The sequence below is a fragment of the Paenibacillus sp. FSL H8-0175 genome (genome assembly GCF_045040615.1).
Lineage (GTDB): Bacteria > Bacillota > Bacilli > Paenibacillales > Paenibacillaceae > Paenibacillus_AQ > Paenibacillus_AQ odorifer.
Genome location: NZ_CP150299.1, coordinates 1,043,910 through 1,066,144, shown reverse-complemented (window position 1 = coordinate 1,066,144; position 22,235 = coordinate 1,043,910). Strand labels below are relative to the sequence as shown.

At 45.1% G+C, this 22,235-nt stretch carries 16 protein-coding genes; 5 read left to right on the top strand and 11 right to left on the bottom strand.

Annotated features, from left to right (window positions below; translation table 11 throughout):
• Positions 1-706 precede the first annotated feature (706 nt).
• The 4 genes from MHH46_RS04590 to MHH46_RS04575 all read right to left on the bottom strand — a co-directional run bounded on the left by MHH46_RS04590 (position 707) and on the right by MHH46_RS04575 (position 5,913).
• Positions 707-2,698 carry a beta-galactosidase gene (locus MHH46_RS04590; RefSeq protein ID WP_076194394.1) on the bottom strand — a complete coding sequence of 664 codons (1,992 nt, stop codon included), beginning with the start codon at positions 2,696-2,698 and terminating at the stop codon, positions 707-709.
• Between the two features lie 137 nt (positions 2,699-2,835).
• Positions 2,836-4,137 carry an ABC transporter substrate-binding protein gene (locus MHH46_RS04585; RefSeq protein WP_094902687.1) on the bottom strand — a complete coding sequence of 434 codons (1,302 nt, stop codon included), beginning with the start codon at positions 4,135-4,137 and terminating at the stop codon, positions 2,836-2,838.
• A 61-nt stretch (positions 4,138-4,198) separates the two neighbouring features.
• Positions 4,199-5,032, bottom strand: a complete 834-nt coding sequence (locus MHH46_RS04580; RefSeq protein ID WP_036680774.1) for a carbohydrate ABC transporter permease — start codon at positions 5,030-5,032, stop codon at positions 4,199-4,201.
• Positions 5,032-5,913, bottom strand: a complete 882-nt coding sequence (locus tag MHH46_RS04575) for a carbohydrate ABC transporter permease (protein WP_036680772.1) — start codon at positions 5,911-5,913, stop codon at positions 5,032-5,034. The genes MHH46_RS04580 and MHH46_RS04575 overlap by 1 nt, the downstream gene beginning before the upstream one ends.
• Positions 5,914-6,049: 136 nt before the next feature.
• On the opposite strand from MHH46_RS04575, the gene MHH46_RS04570 reads away from it, so the two are divergent.
• Together MHH46_RS04570 and MHH46_RS04565 are read left to right on the top strand one after the other, a co-directional pair.
• Positions 6,050-7,870 carry a sensor histidine kinase gene (locus MHH46_RS04570; protein ID WP_076194393.1) on the top strand — a complete coding sequence of 607 codons (1,821 nt, stop codon included), beginning with the start codon at positions 6,050-6,052 and terminating at the stop codon, positions 7,868-7,870.
• Positions 7,867-9,528, top strand: a complete 1,662-nt coding sequence (locus MHH46_RS04565) for a helix-turn-helix domain-containing protein (RefSeq protein WP_076194392.1) — start codon at positions 7,867-7,869, stop codon at positions 9,526-9,528. Before MHH46_RS04570 ends, MHH46_RS04565 begins: the two co-directional genes overlap by 4 nt.
• Here the strand turns inward: MHH46_RS04565 and MHH46_RS04560 are convergent, their stop codons facing one another.
• Both MHH46_RS04560 and yicI read right to left on the bottom strand, forming a co-directional pair.
• The gene (locus tag MHH46_RS04560) at positions 9,529-10,698 is read right to left on the bottom strand and encodes a GDSL-type esterase/lipase family protein (RefSeq protein WP_076129609.1); all 1,170 of its coding nucleotides are present in this window, start codon (positions 10,696-10,698) and stop codon (positions 9,529-9,531) included.
• A gap of 124 nt (positions 10,699-10,822) precedes the next feature.
• Positions 10,823-13,144: an alpha-xylosidase gene (gene yicI / locus MHH46_RS04555; protein WP_076129610.1), complete on the bottom strand. Its 2,322-nt coding sequence runs from the start codon at positions 13,142-13,144 to the stop codon at positions 10,823-10,825.
• 128 nt (positions 13,145-13,272) lie between these two features.
• Here yicI and MHH46_RS04550 point away from each other — a divergent pair, with 128 nt between their 5' ends.
• From MHH46_RS04550 to MHH46_RS04540, 3 genes are all read left to right on the top strand, one after another.
• On the top strand, positions 13,273-14,163 hold the full coding sequence (locus MHH46_RS04550; RefSeq protein ID WP_076129611.1) for an AraC family transcriptional regulator: 891 nt from the start codon (positions 13,273-13,275) through the stop codon (positions 14,161-14,163).
• A 73-nt stretch (positions 14,164-14,236) separates the two neighbouring features.
• On the top strand, positions 14,237-15,124 hold the full coding sequence (locus MHH46_RS04545; RefSeq protein ID WP_076129612.1) for a helix-turn-helix transcriptional regulator: 888 nt from the start codon (positions 14,237-14,239) through the stop codon (positions 15,122-15,124).
• A gap of 174 nt (positions 15,125-15,298) precedes the next feature.
• Complete coding sequence (locus tag MHH46_RS04540; protein WP_076184997.1) at positions 15,299-16,114, top strand: hypothetical protein; 816 nt, start codon at positions 15,299-15,301, stop codon at positions 16,112-16,114.
• 97 nt (positions 16,115-16,211) lie between these two features.
• Here MHH46_RS04540 and MHH46_RS04535 read toward each other — a convergent pair whose 3' ends face one another.
• The 5 genes from MHH46_RS04535 to MHH46_RS04515 all read right to left on the bottom strand — a co-directional run bounded on the left by MHH46_RS04535 (position 16,212) and on the right by MHH46_RS04515 (position 22,210).
• Entirely contained in the window at positions 16,212-18,281 is a 2,070-nt protein-coding gene (locus MHH46_RS04535; RefSeq protein ID WP_076194391.1) for a class I SAM-dependent methyltransferase, read from the bottom strand.
• A gap of 129 nt (positions 18,282-18,410) precedes the next feature.
• Positions 18,411-19,286 carry a radical SAM/SPASM domain-containing protein gene (locus MHH46_RS04530; RefSeq protein ID WP_076194390.1) on the bottom strand — a complete coding sequence of 292 codons (876 nt, stop codon included), beginning with the start codon at positions 19,284-19,286 and terminating at the stop codon, positions 18,411-18,413.
• 22 nt (positions 19,287-19,308) lie between these two features.
• The gene (locus tag MHH46_RS04525; protein WP_038568824.1) at positions 19,309-20,295 is read right to left on the bottom strand and encodes a Gfo/Idh/MocA family protein; all 987 of its coding nucleotides are present in this window, start codon (positions 20,293-20,295) and stop codon (positions 19,309-19,311) included.
• Between the two features lie 251 nt (positions 20,296-20,546).
• Positions 20,547-21,320 carry an SDR family NAD(P)-dependent oxidoreductase gene (locus MHH46_RS04520; protein ID WP_036680744.1) on the bottom strand — a complete coding sequence of 258 codons (774 nt, stop codon included), beginning with the start codon at positions 21,318-21,320 and terminating at the stop codon, positions 20,547-20,549.
• 77 nt (positions 21,321-21,397) lie between these two features.
• On the bottom strand, positions 21,398-22,210 hold the full coding sequence (locus MHH46_RS04515; RefSeq protein WP_081383412.1) for an acetoacetate decarboxylase family protein: 813 nt from the start codon (positions 22,208-22,210) through the stop codon (positions 21,398-21,400).
• Positions 22,211-22,235 lie beyond the last annotated feature (25 nt).

Here is a 22,235-nt window from a genome sequence, read left to right as displayed (position 1 = left end):
AGAACGTAGTAAGAGTATGGTATGCGCTACTATTGTGTAGAATTGGGGGGTACGGTGAAGTCGGTGCGGTACGGTACGGTGGCTGGGTGCATTTGGCTGCGAGTGTACGGCACCTGTGAGATGGATCGTGCAGATCTGCACATGGTGGAGTCCTTGTGAAAATCTGCTATGTTGGGGTGCAGCTCTCTTCAGTCAGTATGAGTAAGTCAGACGAAATAATTGCACTTTGTACACTTAAAATAGCCTGCACGGCAGAAATTATCCATATAAGTGTATTCTGTGCAACTATATTCTCGGAATATGGCCTTGCAGCGGGATAAGCCAATTTTCAGCTGCACAAAGTGCAACTAAAACCAATTAAATACTCCAACACTTCAAATAAGTGTACGAAGTGCAACTATTTTCTGTTGTGCTTCTGTTGAAGTTTCTGCATGCCCTACTCCACTCATTTTTTACTCCACACTTCCACTTACTTCACTATTCCTACTCCACACATCCCTCACTCCATCTTCACCAACCTTCACTTCACCCTACTCCACACATCCCTCACTCCATCTTCACCAACCTCACTTCACCCTACTCCACACATCCCCCACTCCATCTTCACCAACCTTCACTTCACCCTACTCCACACATTTCCCACTCCACTTTCCCCTCTCCTGCCACACTCCCAAACCCACTCCAAAATCTCTTTACTCAAAACCACTCAAATCTCCAGCACCTCAACACCATACGGCTCGAGCTGGAGCTCTCCCGATCGAATCTTATTATCCAGCAGGCTGCTGTATTCTCGTGGCAACGGAACGATCACCGACTCGCGGCTCAGATTAAGCAGGAACAAGAAGCTTCCCTGATCTCCAGTCCGCACGGAGGCATGTACTCCGTTTGGCAATCCTTCATAGTATAACAACCCTTTTTCCTTAGCCAGGTTCTCCAATAGAACTGACCAGTATTGCTCTTCCGCATGGGTTCCAAAGTAATAAACCTGACCTTTGCCGAAGGAATTAACAGTAACAGCGGGTGTGCCGCGATAGAAATCATCACCATACCAGGCAATTGGCTGGGCCACTACAGGTCGGAGGATGTCGCACCACTGCGTACATTCATATGGGTTACCCTCCGCATCCACGATGACATGTGTTTCAACGCCAATCGGATCATACTCCAGCACTTCAACGCCGGTACAATAGCTCAGCTGCCCAGGCAGCGGTTGCATGACTGCGATGTTGTTTATATTTTTGACGCCACTACGGTTGGTGATCAGTAAGGTCCCGCCAGCGAGGGCAAAATCCTCCAGATTACGTACGATCTCCTCATCCAGCAAATATAAATTTGGAGCGATTACTACTTTGTATCCATCAAGCGGTTGTCTGAGGTCGATAACATCGCAGCCCATGCCAAGCTTGGTCACCGCCCGGTGAATCTGCTTAATGTTCTCATAATAATCAAAGCCCTCTGCCTGCGGCTGAATATCCAGCGCAGCCTTCTCTTCATGAGAATGGAGGATAGCCACTTCGTTTTTCAGCTTCGTTCCTTGGAGCTTGCCGCTCAGCCCATTAACCTCATGACATAGCTGCGTGAACTCCGCTAATCTGCGTCCGGGAACATTGCTGTGATCAATCAGCCCGTGCCAGAATTGTTCTGCTCCTGAAGTTGCACTTCTCCAGCGAAAATGAACAACAGTATCCGCACCTCTAGCAATCGCCTGCCATGCATAGGCACGAATCAGTCCCGGATAAGGGGTTCGCCACATCGGCATCCAACAACCCGGAGATCCACTCAGCTGCTCCATGATCCAGAAGTTTTGGCGTTTGATGCCACGGGTTACGTCCAATGAAAGTGCTCCGCTATAAGGCGTTGTCTCTTGTTTGGTTGGCGAAGTATTCGGATAATAATCAAACGCAGCCACGTCCAGATCTGCACCCACTGCGTACATATCGAGACGCTGCGGATAGCTGTGAAAGTTATGGGTTATGAAATGCTCTGGACAAATCATACGCAAAATATTGATCTGCGCTGTCTGAAACGCTACCACCGAATCCCACTGAAACCGCTGAAAGTCCAGCAGAAAAGATGGATTCTGATGAGGTGATCCGCCCAACGGCACGGTAAGCTCATTCCAATCGCTGTACTCCCCGCTCCAAACAACGGTTCCCCATTCTGCATTGACCTCAGCCAGTGTTCCGTATTTAGCTTGTACCCATGCTCGAAAAGCAGTATTACAAGCGTCACAATGACAATCCAACATGCCAAATTCATTATCAGTCTGCCAGCCTATGACGGCCGGGTGTTCACTGTAACGTTCGGCAAGACGCAGAATAATACGGCTGCCATACTCACGCAGCGATGTGCTGTTATAGCAGCGGTGTCCACGTACCCCCGGGTGAAAAATCTCTCCATTAGCAAACACCGGAAGCACATCCGGAAATTTCGTCGTTAACCATCTTGGCGGTGTAGCTGTTGGCGTACCCATCACAACCTGCAGATCATATTGATGAAAAAGGTCCAGCGCACGGTCCAGCCACTCAAACTGGTAATTCCCCTCAGTTGGCTCCAGTCGGCTCCATGCGAACTCAGCAACCCGGACTACTTTAACACCTGTTTCTTTCATCAACTTGATATCTGGTTCCCACATGGATTCATCCCAATGCTCCGGGTAATAGTCCACACCCATCTGAACATGATCATATCGTTTCATTGGCGCTTCTCCCCATCCCTTGATAATCAGCCCTGTTTCCCAAAAAAAGCGCTCCCCGTCTCAAATTGATGAGGTATACGGAGAGCGCTTCTGTTAACCACTAATATCCATTAAATCTTCTCTATAATGTGCTTTACTTATTTTTTAAGCTTGTCCCATGCAGCTTGCATACCAGTCATCCAACCGTTAACGTCAACCTTGTCAGCAATGAACTGTTGAATCACGCTGGCAAATTCTTGCGTTACACCATCAGGGAATTTAGAGGATTGCAGGCCATAAACTTTGTTTTCTTTTACGTAGTTCCATACGTCTGCTCCAAGCATACCGATGTCTTCAGGTGTTGCTTCGATTGTGGACAAAGCAGGGATGAATTTCCATTTTTTAACGATGTACTCTTTACCCATATCGGAAGTTACCAACCAGTTCAAGAAAGTTTTGGCTTCTTCTTTAGAACCGGATTCTTTGTTGACTACAAGGTTCGCAGGGATACCAACAGTCATTTTGTCATTCTTCTCAGCATCTTCATTGATTGGCATAGGGAACATACCAATGTTCATATCAGGAGTGATGTTATCAACAAGAGTTTGTGCCCAGTTACCTTCTTGCATCATTGCAGTTTCGCCTTTTGCGAACATTGCCAGGTGAGTGTTAGCATCTGTGGTCAAAGGATTCTTTTGTCCGTATTGTAAAGTCAGTTTGAGATACTTGCTCCACTCTTCAAACGTTTTATTGCCTACAATTGTACCAGTTCCTTCATTCAAACCTTTGATGAATTCATCTACATTATCTTGTTGTGCAAAGGCTACGCTGATCCCTTGGTTACCTAGCAGCCACCATTCCTGATATGCATTACCAAAAGGAGTTACGTCGATAGCTTGCAGCTTTTTAGCTGCTTCTTCAAGCTGTGACAATGTTTTTGGAGTTTCAGTGATTCCCGCTTTAGCGAACAAGTCCTTGTTATACACAATACCGATACCCTCAAGGTTCATTGCCATACCGTATACTTTGCCATCTTTAGTCATAGGCTCTGCAGCCATAGGAATCAGATCTTTTACCCAAGGTTGGTCGGACAGATCTTCCATCTTGTCTCCCCAAAGTTCCATTTCTGCATATCCACCATTGGAGAAAATATCAGGCGCATCGCCGGAAGCGAATTTAGTTTTCAATGCTGCTGCGTAGTCCGCACCACCACCAACTGTTTGGATATCCAGCTTGATGTTAGGGTATTCTTTTTCGAATTCTACCTTAAGCTCATTGAGGCCTTCTACGATTTCAGTTTTGAATTGGAAGATCTTAACGGTCTTCACTTCACCTGAATTTGTGCCAGCGCTTCCATTTTGTGAGTTACTAGAAGCGTTATTATTACCACCACATGCCGTTAGAGCTAAACTCATTGCCATTACTGCTGATAGAGCAACTGCGGAGTGTTTCTTCTTCATTATATATTCCCCCTTAAAATAGTGGACTGCTTAAAAAATATTTGGAACGGAGGGCTCGGTGTTAACCTTTCACCGAGCCAGCCGCTATTCCCTCAACAATGTAACGTTGCATAAACAGGTAGAAAATGATAATTGGTGCGACCCCGATTACGAGAGCCGGAAGTGCCATATCCCATTGTTTGGTGTATTGACCAAAGAAGGAGAAAGTCGCTAGTGGAATGGTCCGAAGCTCTGGTGCCTGAAGAATCAAGGATGGCAACAGATAGTCATTCCATATTCCAAGTGCGTTTAGCACGATTGTTGTCATCACCATTGGCTTCAGCAAAGGAAGCACAATACGGAAGAACACGGTAATAGGATTACATCCATCTACTGTAGCCGCCTCTTCAATTTCAAGAGGAACGGACTTGATAAAGCCATGGAACAGGAAGATCGCCATCGGAACACTGATTCCTAGATTCGTGATAATCAAACCAAGGAAAGAGTTGTTTACTCCAATAACATTTACGACCTTCAGAATAGGAATCATAATCGTTTGGAACGGAACTACCATTGCAGCTACGAAGATAAGCAGCAAGAACTGATTGAATTTCGTATTCGCCCGAACCATACGATAAGATGCCATCGCACTGAACAGAGAGATTAGAATAACACTGATCACTGTGATAATAACCGAGTTTCGGAATGCTTCACCGAAACGGGCTAATTTCCAGGCGGTTGAATAGTTCGACCACATAAATACTTTTGGCCAGCTTGCCGCATCACTCAGAATTTCACCGAAGGATTTCACCGAGTTTGCGAGCAAGAAATAGAATGGAGAGAGAAAGAGCAGGGCCAGAAGGATCATTATTACTTCCGTGCCAATATTCCATCTCTTTTTTTCTGTAGGTTTCATTACGCTTCAACCTCCTTGCTCTTCGTGATACGGACCTGAATCAGAGTAATGATGGCTACAATTACAAAGAACAGCAGCGCTTTTGCAGTACCCAGCCCGTAACGATTGTTCAGGAAGGCTTCATTGTAAATATTCATAGCAACGGATTCCGTAGATTTGAACGGTCCGCCCTTCGTCAAGGACAAGTTAAGGTCAAACATTTTGAATGACCAGGAAATGGCCAAGAATAATCCGATAGTTACAGCAGGCATAATTAGCGGAACTACGATATTGCGTAGCACCTGCCAACGGGAAGCACCATCAATATCAGCCGCTTCTAGTACTTCTTTAGATACGTTACTCAACGAGGCAATGTAGATAACCATTAGATAACCGGAAGACTGCCAAACAAAGACCATTACAATCGCCCAGAATCCTGTTGTGGCATCACCGAGCCAAGGAAGATTAAAGAAGGACCATCCTGTGAGGTCGCCCATAGTGGCGAACCCTTTGATGAAGATAAATTGCCAGATGAAACCAAGCAACAATCCCCCGATAACGTTCGGCATAAAGAAAATAGTCCGAAGCATGTTACGTGTCTTTAAAGGTTTAGTTAACAGATAAGCTAAGAAGAAGCCTACCACGTTAGTCAAAATCACACCTAACACCGTAAATCTTACCGTGAACCAAAAGGAAGACCAGAAGTCAGGGTCATTTGAGAAAATAGTGGAAAAGTTTTGAAATCCGACCCAACTTACATTACCGGATACACCGTTCCAATCTGTGAAAGAGTAATACATCCCCATCAAAAATGGGATAATCGTTATTAAGGTAAAAAACAAAACTGCCGGACCAACGAAAAAAAGCTGTTGACCTAACTGGGACAACTTAGTGCCGCGCATTTATTGCCCCCCCCTTTCTTTTGCTCACTTACTTGTTTATGCTTTATACACATATTATCTGTTTTTTTCAGGGTACCTCACACCTACTAAAGTGATCTTTCAGGTGTAAAATATTGATCGGATGTGACAAATTTCGATGAAATGGAACACGATTCGCACAAAATTGATCGTTTTTATCCTACTGCCAACGTTAATCTGTATTATGGCCACCATGTTTATTAGCTATCACTATAGCACTCAATCCCTAAGAACAAGGGCAGTAGATGAGAATACGAACCTCCTCTTTCAAGGCAATAGAAACATCGAAAGTCTGATTCAGGAGATCAATCGTCTCTCCCTTATCGTCTATTCAGATTCAGATTTCTACAGACTGCTCGAAGCGGGATACGAGGATATGGCAGCAAATACACGAATTTATTCTTCTCTAAATTACATTTCTTCATCCATGCCAGATATATCCCAGGTGTATCTTTACGGTGTAAAGGATAGAAAAGCCACTTTGCTCACCCAAAATACACCCAAACGTTGGCAGGGTATCCCCCCTTATGCCGACTCAGAGATCACTAGCAGTTCTCCTGTGTTTATACAAAGTACACATATAAGTCACAGCTATGGCCTAACTTCACCTATCCCGCAACTCATACCGGAGCCTGTGTTCACATTGCATAGACGAATTGAAAGGATTCCCACTACCACCCCACTCGGCTTCCTGTCGATCGATGTTAAGCTAACGGCTCTTACCGACATCGTCAGCCAGTTATATGATCAGAAGCAGGAGAACATTTGGCTGCTGGATGGCGATGGCAGGATTGTATACGGAAGCAACAGTGAGGAATACGGCAAGCGCCTACACGCTTCTTGGTACAACAAGCAAATCGCCACGAATCAAAGCTCGCAAGGGTATTTTGAAGAGGAAGATGCTGTGTTTATTTACCAAAGAATCGAAACCCAAGGTTTAAATTGGACCCTCGTGAAGCAGATTCCTACGTCCTATCTTTTCCGGGAAGCTAACGAGGCGGCAGCGATCAATATATTCCTCCTTGTTCTACTTTTGATTACAATTGCCACGTTAACGACCCTGATCTCTTTTCGAATCACGGCTCCTATCAAGCAGTTGACTCGTTACATGAATCAGGTGCAGACCGGTAATCTTGATGTTGAAATTCAACCTATGGGCAAAGATGAGATTGGCGTGGTTACCGAGCGATTCCGCAGTATGATGGACACGATCAACAACCTGATTTTAAGAGAGTACAAGCTGGAATTGTCCAATAAGACCAATGAACTGCGGGCACTGCAGGCACAAATCAACCCGCATTTTCTGAATAACACGTTACAGATCATTGGCACGCTGGCCTTAGAGCTTAAAGTGCCCCAAATTTACTCACTTCTTTCAGCTCTAGCCAAAATGATGCGCTACAGCATGTACAATGAGGAGAAGATCGTAACTGTTAAGGATGAGCTGGATCATGTCAAAGCCTACATTGAACTGCAAAAGGAACGTTTTGAAAATAAGTTCAGTTTCCGCTACGATATGGAGGAATCACTTTTAGAGACGTTTATGCCGAAAATGATTTTACAGCCTATTGTAGAAAATTATTTCAAACACGGCTTTAATCTTTCCCGCAGTGACGGATTCATTGAAATCACCGCAGCAAGAGTGGATGACAACCGGATGGAAATCTGTATCCAAAATAACGGAAATGCGATCCCTTCAGCGAAGTTAGATCTTTTAAAGCAGAAGCTACAGCATCCTACTAGAACAGATATAGATTTATTAAGAAATACAGAGCAAACCAAGGAAGCTACAGGATCAGGTATTGGTCTGCCGAACGTTCTGGCTCGACTCAAGTTTGTGTGCGGAGATAGTGCCACTTTAACTGTGGATAACCTTAGAGCAGGCGGAGTAGTAGTGAAATTGGAAATTGAAATTATAGCGGAGCGTGAAAAGATATGAAGGCGTTGATTGTTGATGACGAGGCAAGAGTTAGAAAGGCAGTCAGACTGCTTGTCGACTGGGACGCCCATCAAATAGATGAAATTCTGGAAGCCGGAAATGGAAATGAAGCCATCGAGATCATCCGGCAGGCTAAACCAGCATTAGTCATTATGGATATGATGATGGAATCAGGTAATGGGATAGAGTTAATGACCTGGGTGAACGAATTCGCCGGCAACACTAAGTTTATTGTAGTCAGCGGACATAATGATTTTGAGTTCGTACGGCAGACTGTGCGGCATGGGGGTATTGATTATATCCTGAAACCTATCGAAGCCGAGGCAATCAATGTAGCGGTAGCTAAAGCAGTTGCAGCCTGGCGCTCAGAAGAAGACGACCGAAGCGAACGGCAGAAACAGAGTATTCAGCTTAATGAGTTCAAGCCCATTTATGGGGAAAAGCTATTATCTGCACTAATTGATGATCCGATCAATTCTGATTTATCTTTGCGGAGGTTATGCAGTGATGGTATCATTCCGGAAAACATCCATTCCGCTCGGTTAATATTGGTGCAGACAGATGCGGGTAACAATCCGTTGATTAAACGTTTTGGCGGAGACACCGAGCTAATGAACTACGCTATCGTCAATATTTGTAATGAATTTTTGCACAGTCCGCTTAAGGGTGTTGCTTTTCGTTATTGGGGAGGTCCTCCGGAGATTGCGATTATTCTGTGGGATATTCAACCCTCTGTGGTCGAGCTAATAGGCAGAATCAATCATGGCATCTACTCTACCTTGCAGGTCCGAATGCATTTTGGAATCAGCAGCATCGGCAACTTACCTAAGCAGTTACCTTATCAGCGTGCAGAGGTGGCAGAGGCCTTACAACGCCGAAACTTATTAATTCATGAGGATTACTGCCATTTCTCCTCTTCCTCCGAAGAATTCAGAGATCGTAAAGAGATCGCCAAAGCAGAGGTTCGCGGTAATGTATCAACAACGAACTTTGCTGACGTCAAGGAAGATTGGAAAATGGCAGTCATCAGCGGAAGTCCAGAGATATTATCAACAGCTGCGCAGCACTGGGTAGATGAGCTTAGCCGAGGAGGAGTTGTGACACCAGAAATCCTAAACTCATGGAAAAATGATGCTCTACTATTTCGTTCCCAGCTGGTACGGGAAATGTTAGGCCCTGAAGCTGAAGGCGCACTGGCCGAGCTTGAACAGGCCGACCAGCTTCACCCAGCTCCTTATACGAACGGTTACTCGTTCTCCTTATTCGCTTGGCGTGACTGGTCGTATACCCTAATGCAGGAGCTGGCCGAAGTAATCGCCCTGAAACAAGCTAAAGAACGTAATCCGATGCATGATATCGTCAAATACATCGAGCTTAATTACGCTTCCGACCTGTCCTTACAGGAAGTGGCCGGAAAGTTTTTTGTTAGCCGTGAATATATTTCCCGCCGATTCAAACAGGAATACGGGATTAACTTCTCCGACTTTATTGTTAATATCCGAATAGATAAAGCTAAACTACTATTGCAGAATCCTCGTCTGAAGCTGGCCCAAATCTCCGAAATGGTCGGTTTTCATGATGTTAAATATTTCAGCAAAGTGTTTAAGAAGCAGGTTGGATCTTCACCTAAGGACTACCGGGACACATTTAAGAGTTAATCAATACCAGTTTAAAAAGGCGTCCGCAACCGTCTTACCGGCTATGCCGTTCGGATGCGGGTCGTCTTGTCCACTCATATATTCCGGTCTGATCCGGTGATCGTCTGGTGCAGGCAACGATAATAGGCTTGCTATATCAAACACACGGTCTACTCCAGCGGGTGGGTTAGTCAGGATTTCATGATTCACTCTACGCCAAGTCTCTTCTCTTGCCTCCTGAAAATTAAACGGCGGCACCGTACTTAGAATAATACTAGCATCAGCATTTGCTGTTTTGATCTTAGCAATAATAGTTGTCAGATCACCAAGTAACTCATCTGCAGAGCGGCAGCCAATATCAATATCATTTACGCCGAGGACAATCATCAGTTCATCACTCTGTTTAGCTTTGTGAAGCCAAGGGCCATCCGCAGCCACATCATACGCTCTAGCCCAGCCTGAGCCGAGATTCCATACACCAATCTCTGCACCAAGACCATCCGCAATTCTCGCTGCCCAATATTCGTATCCGTCCTTTAATGTCCGCACACCTTGAGTAATCGAATCTCCCAAAAATACTAGCTTCTTATTCACAGCTTTCTTATATCCGATATAGCTTGGCAGTACCAAAAGCTTGTCAGATTCTGTAAACCCATCGGCTGATTCCTGTGCAGCCAGATTTCCGGGCGCATCATAAGCGGTTGCCAGCATCCCTTCTACGTTGAAAGGAATGGATTTACCCGCAGTAGTTGTCTTAATCGTCCATGTAAACGCTAAGTAATGGCCATCAGGTAGGTTGATGCTTGTCTCATCACTCCAGAAGCATTCACCGGCCGCTACTGACTTGGAGACATTGCCTTCAAAAGTGACAGCATGTTGTGTATGCTCAATAATAGCTCCGTTTGGCTCAGTGCCCCCATCCGCGATAAATGCCGATTCGATCACCCAACTGCCCCCAGGTTCACTGCCCGAAGCTTCAAGCCCTTGGTCCCAGGTGGAATCCACCGCATTGCTATGCCAAAATTTCAGCTGCACCGGGCCGTTTTCCCGTAAACGAATATAAGTCCGGAAGGTATGTGTAAAAGGTTCTTGCCTATTCATAATAAAATTAGCGGCGGTTGAAAGAACCGTAGCAGAGGTATAGTCCGTCTGATTCAAAACTCCACTTCCCTTAATTAAATTAGTATTCATAACGTTTCCCCCGTTATTAGTTAAGATTGTAACACTAAAACCTCTCCTATAAACCAGGGAACGGATCGTTCACCCAGTCTACAAGAGAGGTTATGGCTATATCAATATGCTTTAAGAAATCATCTTATTTCAGTGTAATGGTAAACGATACAGATTTTGCACCTGCGTTTACTTTCACTGTAGTCTCATCCACTTGCTCTGCACCTTCTACGGAAGCGATAGCTCCCAGATCTTTAAGGGAAAGCGAAAATTCTTTACCGCTGCCTTCTGCAGTAACTGTTACGCTGTTGCCTTTGCGGGCAGCCTTCACAGTCAATTCAGGAGCACCTTTAAGATCACGTACGGTTGCAGAAGTAGTAGTACCTTCTTCAAGTGAATACAGGCCAAATTTCACGCCATCCGCAAAGTCATAATCCGGTTTGTTGTCGATGCTGCCGATTGCCAGCAAGGAGTTCTGACGAACGAACAGTGGCAGGCTGAAGAAATCATATTTCTCTTTGCGCCATGATCCGCCTTGTACAGTTTCACCAGATAACAGGTGAGTCCAGCGACCTGCTGGCAGATAGTATTTCACTTCGCCGTTTTCTTGGAAAATAGGCGCTACGAGCAAGGAATCACCCAGCATGTATTGGCGATCGAGCACTTCGCATGTTGGATCTTCCGGGAATTCCATAACCATCGCCCGCATAGAAGCCCAGCCATGCTCTGCAGCCTGCCCAGCCACATCATACAGGTAAGGCATCAAGCTGCATTTAAGCTTCGTGAAGAAGCGGGTAACATCACAAGCTTCATCATCGTACGCCCAAGGCACACGGTACGAAGTGCTGCCGTGCAGACGGCTGTGGCTGGACAACAGTCCAAAAGCTAACCAGCGTTTAAATACATGTGCCGGAGCAGTGTTCTCGAAACCACCGATATCGTGACTCCAGAAACCGAAACCGGACAAGCCCAGAGACAAACCGCCGCGAAGGCTTTCTGCCATGGATTCATAATCTGCGTAGCAATCTCCGCCCCAGTGAACTGGGAATTGTTGGCCGCCAGCAGTTGCAGAACGTGCGAACAATGCTGCCTCATTCTTACCAAGCTTCTCTTCCAATACTTCAAATACAACTTTGTTGTACAGTTGAGTGTAGTAGTTGTGCATTTTCATCGGATCAGATCCGTCGAAATAAACTACATCTGTAGGAATCCGCTCACCGAAGTCTGTCTTGAAGCTGTCTACGCCCATATCTACCAAATCACGCAGGTAGCCGGCATACCATTCACAAGCCGCAGGGTTAGTGAAATCCACCAGTCCCATACCCGCTTGCCACAGGTCACATTGATAAACATCGCCGTTAGGCTTTTTGATCAGGTAGCCGTTTTTCTTGCCTTCTTCAAACAAGCGTGAACGTTGACCAATATAAGAGTTGATCCATACGCAGATCTTCAGACCTTTTTCCTTCAGGCGTTTCAGCATGCCCTCTGGATCTGGGAATACACGTTTATCCCATTCAAAATCAGTCCATTGATACTCACGCATCCAGAAGCAGTCAAAGTGGAATACATGCAGCGGCAGATCACGTTCTGCCATACCTTCTACGAAGGAATTTACAGTCTCTTCATCATAGTTGGTAGTGAACGAAGTTGTCAGCCACAAGCCAAAAGTCCATGCTGGTGGAAGCGCTGGTTTACCAGTAAGAGCAGTATAGTTGCTAATAACGTCTTTAATGGTAGGTCCATCAATCACAAAGTATTCCAAGCTTTCTCCAGCTACGCTGAATTGGGCTTTTTTCACTTTTTCTGAAGCGATTTCATAGGAAACCAATTCCGGATGATTCACGAATACGCCATAACCTTTGCTTGATACGTAGAAAGGAATGTTTTTGTAAGCTTGCTCAGAGCTAGTGCCGCCGTCTTTGTTCCAGATATCAACGGTTTGTCCATTTTTCACGAAAGCGGTAAAACGTTCGCCCAGACCATATACGAATTCGCCTACGCCGAGATCCAGCTCATCACGCATGTACGTGTTACCGTCTTGGTCGGTGATGTAAGCCATGGATTTAAAGCCACTGCCTGTAATACGTTCTTCGCCGCGATAGAAATCCACCGCCCATTGTTCGCCTTTGCGAATCACTACACGAAGTCCGCCGCTGATCAGCACGGTTTCGAGATCCGTTTCTTCAATCTTCACATGATCGCCAGTACCTTTAGTCAGTTCGAAAACCGGACCACGTTCCTGTACACCATCATGATGAATAATTTTAATGCCTACCACGCCTGGAAGCGGAGAATGGAATTTTACAGTAAGCAGGGTTGAATTCAGCGTTGCTGCGCGCCCTGTGATTGGAGTCGTTTGTGTAATTGCTGTTAATCCTTCGGGAGTCTTTTCTACAACATAATTTTGAACTGCGCCGTTAATCGTGATACCTTCACGAACCAGCCAGAGACCATCAGTAAATTTCATTGTGTACTTGCCACCTTTCAATTTGGTGTTTATAGTTGCATTATACCGATAAAAAATGAACAAAACTAATACTATATAGCTCATTTATAACACTATTTTGATGTTTTTCTAAGAAAAGAGGCCTTTATATGGACCGTACAACTCAGAGTTTGCTAAAAGAAAACAGAGTTCATGGAGATAGTATGTTTCCACTCGCAGCTTATTGGATAGAACTTCCATCCGGAACGCATGTACTCGATACACATTGGCATGAAGAAGCGGAGTTCTTTATGCTGCTAGAAGGAGAAATTCTGTTCCAAGTAGACACAGAATATTTTCCACTCCGCGCGGGCGAAGCGGTATTTATCGAATCTGGCGATATACACGCCGCCTATGTGCTGAACGAAGACACCCCCTGCAAATTCTGTGCGCTTGTATTTCTGCCTGATCTTTTGGCTAGCGCCCAGTACGATACGATCCAGCAAAACGCGATTTTGCCACTGCAAGAGAAGCGCCAGAGCTTTCCGAGACATATTACACCCGATGTCCCTTGGCAGCAGGAGCTGCTTCATCATCTGGAGCAAATGATGGAGGCATACGCTAATAAAATGCCCGGATTTGAGACCTTTATGAAAGGAACTTTGCTAATCATGCTTTCCAAGATTACCGCAGAGGGCCGATTTGAGAACCGCAGCCAATCGGATGATGCTGATACCACCAAAATTAACCGCCTTAAAAAGGTGATCCTTTATATCCAAGATAACTATCAGGAACCGATACGTACCCGTGATCTATCAGAGCTTATTCCCATGAGCGAGGGGCAATTCTGCCGCTTCTTCAAAATGATGACTCGTAAAACGCCAGTCGATTACATCAACTCATACCGGATTCGCCAGGCTGCCGATCTGCTGCAACAAAGTGAAAGAAAAATATCCGACATCGCATTCGAGGTCGGATTTGATAATGTAAGCTATTTCATAAAGGTTTTCCGTAAAGCGATGAAATGCTCGCCTTCGGAGTTCAGGAAAGGTGCAGGCTAGTTTCATCTACATCATAAAAAAACGATGGATTCCAAACTGATTTTTAGGAAATACAACCTTTTGGAGGCTCGCGATGAACTCACCGATTCTTAGCTTTATCACACCGCCTATTCCTTATTTCATAGACTGTGGCCGTGCTCACTACAATGCTGGAGACTATCATATCAGTCGTAATTGCATCGGCGTATTTGATCTAATCATTGTTAAAAAGGGGATGTTGCCCATCGCCGAGAACGAGGTGCACTGGGAGCTAAAGGAAGGAGAATTCCTCATCCTTCGTCCAGATGCCCATCACTATGGCTTTGCCCCTTGTCCTATCGAAACAGAAATCATCTGGATTCATTTCCAAACCTTCGGCAGCTGGATCGAGTGTCAGGATATGAACGAATGTCTGGAAAATCAGAGCGAGCTCATCGAAAGCCATAAACAAAAAGCTTATTTAAATCACTGCGATGTATGCTCGATCTTTATTCCGAAGTATACGGAAATATCAGAGAAGGCAATGGAGGTATTAGAGTTCTTTTTCCATCTGGAACAAGAACCCCAGTCGATGCGCAACTGGAAGCGCCAAGCCTCCTTTCAACAGTTCCTGCAATTCTTGGACCGCGATCTGGCCGAGGCATCCGATGCAACCGCCATTCATCTTGCCGAGAAGATTGAATTGTTCATTCGGCAAAATTATACTCGTGATGTCTCTAACTCCTTACTTCAAAAAGAACTTAACTATCATCCCAACTATCTCGCCAAAAACATGCTAAAAATATACGGTGTGACCCCTATGGCCTATCTCCTGTCCTATCGTCTAGAACAATCCAAACGGCTGTTAATTCAAACTTCCTGGTCCATTGCCCGCATCGCTGAAGAGGTTGGCTTCCATCATATTACTTACTACTCTTCCTGCTTCTCCAAGAAAGAAGGCATTTCTCCCTCTAACTTTCGACAAAAATTCACCGGCAAATAGACATAACAAAGCCTGGAATCGAAAATATCTTCCTCTTCCGGGATAGTTTGGACAAAAAAGCTGTTAAGCGTCCATCAAACAACGCTGCGGCTAACAGCTCTCTTTATTAAATATTACTGCTGATTTGCCGATATATTATAGATAGATCTTATCGTCGTAGGAGGATAATGAACCATGCATATAACGAATATGACCTCATCTATGGGAACGAGGTTTAATGTATCTGTTAGTCACCAAACTAATGATAAAACTATGAAATCAAACAGCAATACTAGTGGTAATGGTAATGGAGATAAATTATCAATAAGTAAATCTGCAAAGGCTGCTTTTCAAAATCAATCCAAAATGGACGGAATGGTTAACTCCCTGCTTAAACAAAAACAAAATATCATCGACAGTAAGAACAGTCTGATTGAAAGAACTACCAAAAGTTCACATAATCTCGAATCTATTCAAGATCAACTTAAGGAGTTCGACAAGCAGCTCCAAACGATTGACCAACAAATTGCAAAATACAGCTTCGAAGAGCAACAAAAGAACTTAGAAGATGCTCAAAAAGCTAATCCCAAGGATGAACCTAAAACCGAGCAAGAGATACAGAACGAAAGATTGAATACGATTGTTTCTGTAAGCCAAGATGTTAGCCAAATGGAGGTAGTTTCTTCTACCCACACTAAGATGCGTGGCGAGGCAAAAGTTCTGACCAAGGAAATAGAGCTGGATGAGGCTCGTTCTACTCATTCCGCAACAGCCAAACGGGAACAGTTATCCAAAATCGAAACTAAACTATCGGAAATGAACGAAACGTTAGGCGATGCCATGAAAGACACGGGAGATAAAATTAAAGATCAGATCGATAAAGCAGGTTCAACAGAAATTAAACCTTCTGAAGAGAACACCAATGAGCGGACAGAACAATTAGCTACCTATCAAGAAATTCAACGTTTAGCCGAAGAATCTGATAAGTCGCAGCTAGAAGTACTACTCTAACAAGGGCAAGAATCTCTATATAAAAAAGCAATCGGATCTCCTCCGCATCAGAGGGTCTGCCGATTGCTTTTTTAGATGCAGCTGATGTATTTTTCGGCTATTCCTTCCGAATCACAATAAAGCAGGTGCTGTCCGGCAGCGCCACTTCCTGTCCGCTCTCATCCATGAACCTTACTCTATCACGCAAAGCTTCGGTATAACCTTCTTGCAAGTAATGCCGCAAGACCTCAATCTTTGCCTGCTCTCCTAAAATCTGTTCAATAAATGAAGCAAACTCCGTAGGGGTGAAATAACCAAACTGTTCTTGGACTTCGTGAATATAAGCCTCTTCGCCCCAGGTATAAGTATATAAAAATTCCATGGCATCATTAACGGGCATGAGCACTTCTTGTTCCCCTAATCTCTGAAACTGAATCTGACGTCCAGCAAAATCCTTCGCATAACGCTCCAGCCACACCAGACCATCCTCTTCCAGAAAGCGAACTCTCCGCAGCAATGATGCAGGTTCAGTCATGATCCCATCGCGGATAATGATAACCCCGCCAGCTGACAATACAGCAAAGGCACTTCGCAGAGCTGCGGAGACGGTGTCGTGATTGAACTTATTACCATTTAGCGGCACATAAGAATATAGCTCATGCAAAATCGAAGAGAAAATTACCGTGTCCACCGTTCCGGCCTCCACGAAATCTTTAAGGTTCAACGCATCTCCCTGCAGCACCTCCCAGTGGCGACCTTCCCGCTGCTTGCGTTGCCGCAAGGCTTCCACTACATTGCTTGATATATCAATGCCGATAGGAGTAACCTCGGGCATACGCTCTTCCAGTAAATCCAGCAGCACACCGCCGCCCGGACCGATATCCAACACTTTTTGTCCAGTGACATGATCTAGAATTACAGCTTTATAATCTGCTGTATTATTCATTTGGCTTAAGTAGGTATCTTCATTATGAAAACGGTCAAAAGCATCCCTGCGCAGCTCGAATAGATCGAATAACAGCAATACAGCACGTTCATACAAGGGTGATTTTTCAGCTTCCATACAGAATTCGATCAGCTTCTCTGCCGCTGCCGAGAATTGGAATTGAAAAAATACCGTGTCTGGCAGATGTTCCTTAGAATATTGCCGCAAGAGTAGGTGAGGGTTCTCAGCAGGCAAAGTCCCTTGCTCGATATCCTTCCATGTAAGCTCCGCTAAATATTTTTCGATAATCCGCTTCTTATAAACATTGGTCTTCTTAACACCCTTGTAATCGTAGTAAATGCTGTTCATGACATGCTCGAAGCTGATATGGCTTAAGGATTGATTCTGCGCCCTCTGGGCAGCAAGCACCATCACCTTCAGAAATTGCTCCAGCGAAAAGGTCTGTAGTGCAGATTCCACATACCAGAAGGTAATCTTACTTAATGACTCCAAGCGTTCAGCATGGAAACCTTCCTGCGTCAGCTTAGCCCATTCCGTAGTGAAATCCTCTCCTCTAGAGATCGGACCCAGCCGCATTCTGCGCAGTCGTTCCTTCATCGGCATAGGACTAGCAAGATTGCCTGAAGAAATCAGCTCAATAAGCTGCTTCACTTCATGCTGCACATTCTGCCATAACTCGGGAGACACAGCTCCGATGATGCAATGATTGAGCACGGTCAGCAGGCGTTCCAGTTCCTCCGCGGTCAGCAGTTGATCTTCCACTATATCATGGAGTGGCTTATTGACTTCCGGCGGCACTTCTCCGCGAATTTGCTGTCCTATAAGTCCATGAGTCTCAATAAGCCGCTGAATCATCGCACCTTTCTCGGAGACAGCCCTCCCTAAATATCTCTCATATAACTGTGCGGAACCTAAATTATGTACAAAACAATTGATCCCTTCCTTCTGCCAAACCAGCCGCTCCTTTGCTGTACCTCCCTTAGCCGTTTCTGACCAAATTAACGTTTCTTCCACCAGCTCTTTTATCCAAATAGAACGGGGAAGTTGGTCCAGAATCTGCAAGCTACGTTCCACATAGTCCAGTACGGGATTCCTGCGATCCAGCTCCTCCAGAGATTCCACACGTTCCAAATTTACAATCTGCTCCTCCGCTTGGACAATAAGCTTCAGCCAGAGGTGATCCTCCAAATGATCTTGCACACCTTCACGGTATAAGGCGATGGCTTCCAGTGATTTCAGCATATGCTCCTCCTTCGCTCCAAAGTGGAGACTATAAAGACCTATTATTATATATATACAATCCCGTTAATTAAAAAACAGAACCAGGACTCATGAAATAGCCATGTCCCGGTTCTGTTTGCATTCCAATCATTAGGTTCCGAACCGCTGCCGATACCCACATTTGCGGCACAGCTCCTCCACCGCTTCTCTACGTGAGAAGCCATAGAATAAATTGTTCGCCCGCTCCCCCTCTACAATCTCTGAGAACGGAGTTTCATGGATGTTGCCTAGGTTAATTACTCCTTCACCATCCAGACAGCATGGCACAACCGTGCCATCCACAAGGATTGCCGCTTGGCTCCGCAGGGCATGACAGAACCCTTTTCCGTCATCTTCCGGCTCATTCAGCGCTGGCCAACGGAACTCATGATCCTGATTAAGGTAGATGCGTGGGGCAATCTTGACACCACTGCCAGGCACAACCTTTTCTTCGATCTTGAAATCCAAGTTGTAGGCTTCCTCCAGCAGGGCAAGGGTTTCACGGTTACGGTTTCTCTCCAGATTCGTCAGATTATCCTCCGTCAAATTCCACAAGCGGAAAGAAATAATGACCCCTTGCGCTGAGGCTTCCCGTACAAAAGAAATTATCTCTGAAAGATAGCCTTCACGGTTCTCTGACCCTTCATGCCCATCAAAGCTGTGCAGAGAAAAGTTCATCTGACGCAGTGCGGGCTTACCAAGAATTTTAGGTCCGGCTTTATGAATTAACGTGCCATTGGTTGTAATATTAACCTTGAACCCTTTGGCATGAGCAGCATCCAACAGTTCACCGATCTTGGGATGCAGCAACGGCTCCCCTTTGACGTGAAGATAAATATGATTGCTGTGTGGTTTAATTTCATCCAATATCGTATTAAACGTATCAAGCTTCATGAAATTTTTCGTCCGGGCGGTTTGTGGACAAAAGCTGCAGGCGAGGTTGCAGACGCTTGTTATCTCAATATAAACCTTTTTAAAAGTCTTCAAGTCCTGCTCCCCATTCTATTTATTATAAATCTGAGGCATAGCGGAGACCGATCTGTGCTCTGGCTTCCTCCATAATCTCTGCTGCGGCCATGGAGTTCTCATGAGTATTAATTCTGCTCTCCCGTTCACCATTCTTAATCAAGTTGATGAATTCTTCCACCTCATAATACATAGGTTCAAACACCTGAGGCAACGTAAGCTCCTCAACTGTACCATCACGATAGTAAATTTTCACCTGATAAGGCTCATTGATTTTGTCGATCACCATCGTACCGTTCTCTCCATGAATCTCAGCTGGCAGATAGGAGTCGGAAATCTTGGAGTGCATAACTACCGCATCCATATCGTCATACTTCATAATGAGACTTCCTTCACCATCCACACCTGACGAGAGCATGACACCCACTGCCTGTACTGATTGAGGCTTGCCAAAGAGCACTACCATTGGATACAAACAGTACACTCCAAGATCCATTAACGAGCCATTGGAAAAAGCGGGATTAAACGCATTTAACACAGTCCCCTGCCGGTAGGCATCATATCTGGAGGAGTACTTACAGTAACTTGCAAAATAACGGCGAACTTGGCCGAGTTTATACAAATTATCACGAATCACTCCAAAGTTCGGCATAAAGGTCGATTTCATCGCCTCTACCAGTAGCACATCATTTGTGCGCGCAGCTTCAATCATAGCTTTAAGCTCCGTACTGTTGGATGCAGCCGGTTTCTCGCAGAGCACATGCTTGCCGTGATTTAAGCACATAATCGCTTGTTCTGCATGCATAGAATTTGGGCTGGCAATATATATAGCATCTACATCTTTGCTTTTCACCATATCTTCCAAATTCGTATAAATTGTAGCTCCCGCATATTTAGCAGCAAAGGCCTGACCTTTCTCCATTGTGCGAGAGTACACGGCTGTCAGGATAAACTCCTCATTCTCCAAGCCGGCTTGCACGAAGCGGTCTGTAATAAAGTTTGTTCCAATGACCCCGAAACGAATTGTCATGATGTTATCCCGTCCTTTTTAGTTATTACTAACTCTACATGCTATTTTCTCACTCATAGGTAGTCATGTCTACTTTTTAAGGCAAATTAACGACAATTTCTGATAAATTCAGCAATTCTCTTGTTACTGGCGGAGCACCGCTCATCGTACAACGCAAAAAAAGGCGTATCCCAGCCACCCTTTCATGGCTTTTGAGATACCCTTTTTTTGGAGTTACAATCATTCCCCGAGCTTACAGAACCAGATGAACTCTATATAATTGTCCAGCCGCCATCTACAAACAAGGTCTGACCTGTAGTGTAGCTGGAAGCATCTGAAGCAAAGTAGAGCACGGCGCCGTTTAATTCTCCCGGATTACCAGGGCGCCCCATCGGACACACTGCGTTGTACATTTTTAGCGCTTTTTCTGCAAATAACGTATTCTCAGTCATTTCAGTTTTGAACAAGCTTGGTCCAATCGCATTAACAGTAATACCATGCTTAGCATAAGTTGCCGCCACCCCTCTTGTCAGATGGATCACTCCACCTTTAGCAGCATTGTAAGAATGCGTAGGAACCGAAGCAGAAGCTGTAAGGCCTAGCATTGAGGCTGTATTGACGATTTTGCCGTAATTCCGTTCCTTCATATGCCGGATCACATGTTTTGACATCAGGAAAACACCTTTTAAATCCGTATCCAGTACCCGATCCCAAGCTTCTTCTTCCAGCGCCTCAATCGGAACCGCATCCACCACACCAGCATTATTCAACAGAATATCAATTTTGCCAAAGGCTTCCATAACCTTTTGAACAGCCACAATAATCTGGTCCTCTTTTCTTACATCACACTCGATAGGAATTATTCTGCGTTCAGGGTATTTAGCCCGGATATCCTCGGCTACTGCTACAAGCTTGTCATATCTTCTGGCCAAAATAGCAATGTCTGCTCCTTGCTCAGCAAGCATCTCTGCGAATTGTACCCCGATCCCACTGGATGCTCCTGCGATAATAGCTGTCTTACCCGTCAAATCAAAAAGGTTAGTCATTCTAATTCCTCCTAATGTTTGGTTAGCCGATCCTTCTTCGGTTTCATTTCGTACAAACTCACTTCAAACACGTAGGCTTATACTGAGGAAACAGGTTGCAAATTGTTCTCCCACCAGTCCCAGCGGAGATAGCAGTATGGAAGATACTCCATTGGATTCAGAGGCTCCAGAATTTTACCTTTTTCAAGCACATTTGTACTGACGGTGTAAACCGCGCCCAGCATATTCACAACTTCAAGCTCACTCCAAGGATCATGCGGGGAGTCTTGGAAGGTGATAGAGGCTTCAGCCGCTTTATAGACTTTAACCTCACTTACTAAACGCTGTGTGACCAAGGATGGCATCAGATCGAAGCCGTTTCCGTCAATTGCATTGGCATATTTGATGTTATACAAAGGGATATCTTTGCCGTAATATTCCTCCAGAATCTTCTCGGCCCCATTGTCATTGAAGTGTCCATCCATAGTGGCTTTTACGTTGAAAAAGTCAATGCCATGCCGGCCGATTGCCCCATCAATGCCATCTTCTGAGGTGTTCATACGCACATCGGCCATTTTCTTAGGCAGCCCACATACTTCCCGGCCCATAGCCATCCCGATATCGCTTGTAATAGGCATCGACAGGCAGTAGTTGCCTAATTGTCCGTTATAGTCCGCTAGAACGAACAATCCAGCTTCACGATAAGGTGGACAAAAGTTCGTAGCTGGGTAATTGGCGATAAAAGCATTTACCAGCGGCCGGCTTGTTGGCTTCAGTGGCTTCGGCAACAAACGCTCGATAATCTCTGGTTTGGTCTCCCAATACACCGTCAGCATCTCTGCATCATAAAAGGTGGTTGGCTTGCCTCCGTATTTCTGCATATCTGCGAAACTTTTCACAAAACTCACCATGAATGAACCCTCCTTAGATTAGTAA

Coding starts and splice junctions, on each gene's coding strand:
- MHH46_RS04535 (WP_076194391.1), bottom strand. CDS start 18,281: ATGCTGAAATCACTGGAAGCCATCGCCTTATACCGTGAAGGTGTGCAA.
- MHH46_RS04585 (WP_094902687.1), bottom strand. CDS start 4,137: ATGAAGAAGAAACACTCCGCAGTTGCTCTATCAGCAGTAATGGCAATG.
- MHH46_RS04525 (WP_038568824.1), bottom strand. CDS start 20,295: ATGACAATTCGTTTCGGGGTCATTGGAACAAACTTTATTACAGACCGC.
- MHH46_RS04575 (WP_036680772.1), bottom strand. CDS start 5,913: ATGCGCGGCACTAAGTTGTCCCAGTTAGGTCAACAGCTTTTTTTCGTT.
- MHH46_RS04550 (WP_076129611.1), top strand. CDS start 13,273: ATGGACCGTACAACTCAGAGTTTGCTAAAAGAAAACAGAGTTCATGGA.
- MHH46_RS04520 (WP_036680744.1), bottom strand. CDS start 21,320: ATGACTAACCTTTTTGATTTGACGGGTAAGACAGCTATTATCGCAGGA.
- MHH46_RS04515 (WP_081383412.1), bottom strand. CDS start 22,210: ATGGTGAGTTTTGTGAAAAGTTTCGCAGATATGCAGAAATACGGAGGC.
- yicI (WP_076129610.1), bottom strand. CDS start 13,144: ATGAAATTTACTGATGGTCTCTGGCTGGTTCGTGAAGGTATCACGATT.
- MHH46_RS04590 (WP_076194394.1), bottom strand. CDS start 2,698: ATGAAACGATATGATCATGTTCAGATGGGTGTGGACTATTACCCGGAG.
- MHH46_RS04545 (WP_076129612.1), top strand. CDS start 14,237: ATGAACTCACCGATTCTTAGCTTTATCACACCGCCTATTCCTTATTTC.
- MHH46_RS04540 (WP_076184997.1), top strand. CDS start 15,299: ATGCATATAACGAATATGACCTCATCTATGGGAACGAGGTTTAATGTA.
- MHH46_RS04570 (WP_076194393.1), top strand. CDS start 6,050: ATGAAATGGAACACGATTCGCACAAAATTGATCGTTTTTATCCTACTG.
- MHH46_RS04580 (WP_036680774.1), bottom strand. CDS start 5,032: ATGAAACCTACAGAAAAAAAGAGATGGAATATTGGCACGGAAGTAATA.
- MHH46_RS04560 (WP_076129609.1), bottom strand. CDS start 10,698: ATGAATACTAATTTAATTAAGGGAAGTGGAGTTTTGAATCAGACGGAC.
- MHH46_RS04565 (WP_076194392.1), top strand. CDS start 7,867: ATGAAGGCGTTGATTGTTGATGACGAGGCAAGAGTTAGAAAGGCAGTC.